The following is a 1,600-nucleotide window of genomic DNA, read 5'->3' as shown; positions in this document are numbered from 1 at the left end:
ACCGAACCGCCGAAGAAGGCGATCCGCGAGGCCGCGAAGAAGCGGGCCAAGCCCTCCCGCTGCGCCCGGAAGGCGGGGTGCCGGGCGAGGAAGTCGTCGAGGTCGTCGGCGAGCAGGCGGTGCCCGGCCTTGGCGTCGAGCCCGCGGTGGAGCGCCAGCAGCCCCTCGCGGTAGCCCGCCTCGCTCTCCGGCCCACGGGCGAGCGCGGCGAGCCGCCGGGCGGCGTCCGCGAAGGCGCGGGCCGGGCGCGGCCGGAACGGCCACCAGGCGCGGTCGCGGGCGAGCAGCACCAGGGCGAGGAGCCCCGCCACGCCCAGGCCCAGGGCAGCGTTCCGGGCAGGGATAGGGTCGAGCCGGGGCCCGAGCCCGTCCGGGCGCAGGTAGTCGGCCGGGTCGGCGCGGCGGGCCGGCTGCACCTCGCGCAACGGCGAGAGGCCGAGGCTCCAGCCCGGCACCTCCACGGGCGCGGTGGTGGAGCCGTGATCCGCCCCGCGGGTCAGCACCAGGGGAAAGCCCGGCACCTCGAGGCTGCGCGCGTCGATCGCCGCGTAGAAGGTCTGGTAGGTCAGGTGCAGGATGTGGCGCGTGCCCTCCTGCCGGGTCTCCACCCGGCGCAGGTCGAGCCAGTAGGTCACCGGCCCCGCTTGCGGCAGCGAGGAGGCCTGGAGCGCGAAGCCGGGCTCGGCCTCGACCGCGACGGTGGCCTCCACGAGGTCGCCGAGGAAATAGCCGAAGGTGCGCGGCACCCGCACCTCGACGCCGCGCAGCTGCGCGACGGCCGGGCCGGCGAGAACCGTGAGGAGGAGCGCGAGGGCGAGGCGCATCGGGCTCAGGCCCCTAGCAGGTGGCGGCTGAGCGCGGCGGGATCGAAGCGCTCGGCCAGCCGAAATGGCGCGCGCCCATGGCGGCGCGCGAGGCGGGCGAGGTGGGCCAGCCGCTCCTGCTCCGCGGCGATCCAGCGTCGGCGGAGCGCCGGCCGCATCAGCACGAGGCGGGTGCCCGCGCCTTCCAGATCCTCCAGCTCGACGAGGCCCCATTCGGGCAGCGCCTCCGCCTCGGCCGGGTCGGCGAGGACGACCGGCACCACATCGTGGAAGGCGAGGCCCGCGAAGACCCGCTCGATCAGGGCAGCGGGCCAGCGATAATCCGAGACGAGGAAGACCAGCTTGGGCCGGCCGGCGATGCGGGAGGCGGCCGCCACGAGACCGGCGGCGCTCGCACCCGCCGGCACGGCCCCGGCGAGGCGCCGAGCCGCGAGCGCCGCCCCGGCACGGCTCCGGGTGGGGGGCAGGAACAGCTCCTCGCGGATGGCGGCGTCGCAGGCGATCAGCCCGAAGCCGTCGCCGATGCGCGTGGCGGAGGCGGCGAGACTCGCGCAGAGCGCGCCGGCCAGCGCCATCCGGTCGGCGGTGCCGCGGAAGCGCATCGAGGCCGAGAGATCGATGAGCGCCCAGACCTCGACCGCCTTGCGCGCCTCGAAGCGGCGCACGTAGGTGCCCTCGAACGGGTCGCGCAACGTGGCGCGCAGATCGAGCCGGCGCGCGTCCGGCTCGCGCAGGAACGGGACCTGATCCTTGAAGGTGCCGGGCCCGCCGGCGTC

Annotated in this window: 2 protein-coding genes; both read right to left on the bottom strand. The window is 76.6% G+C overall.

Going from position 1 to position 1,600, the window contains the following annotated elements:
- A partial coding sequence (locus AX737_RS29475) for a nonribosomal peptide synthetase MxaA (RefSeq protein WP_066927563.1) occupies window positions 1–824 on the bottom strand: 824 nt, incomplete at its 3' end.
- A 5-nt stretch (window positions 825–829) separates the two neighbouring features.
- Window positions 830–1,600: DUF58 domain-containing protein (locus AX737_RS29470; protein ID WP_066927561.1), on the bottom strand; the 771-nt coding region annotated here is incomplete at its 5' end.

This window comes from Methylobacterium sp. CCH5-D2 (assembly GCF_001556475.1).
Classification (GTDB): domain Bacteria; phylum Pseudomonadota; class Alphaproteobacteria; order Rhizobiales; family Beijerinckiaceae; genus Methylobacterium; species Methylobacterium hispanicum.
This window is presented reverse-complemented; position numbering and strand designations above follow the sequence as displayed.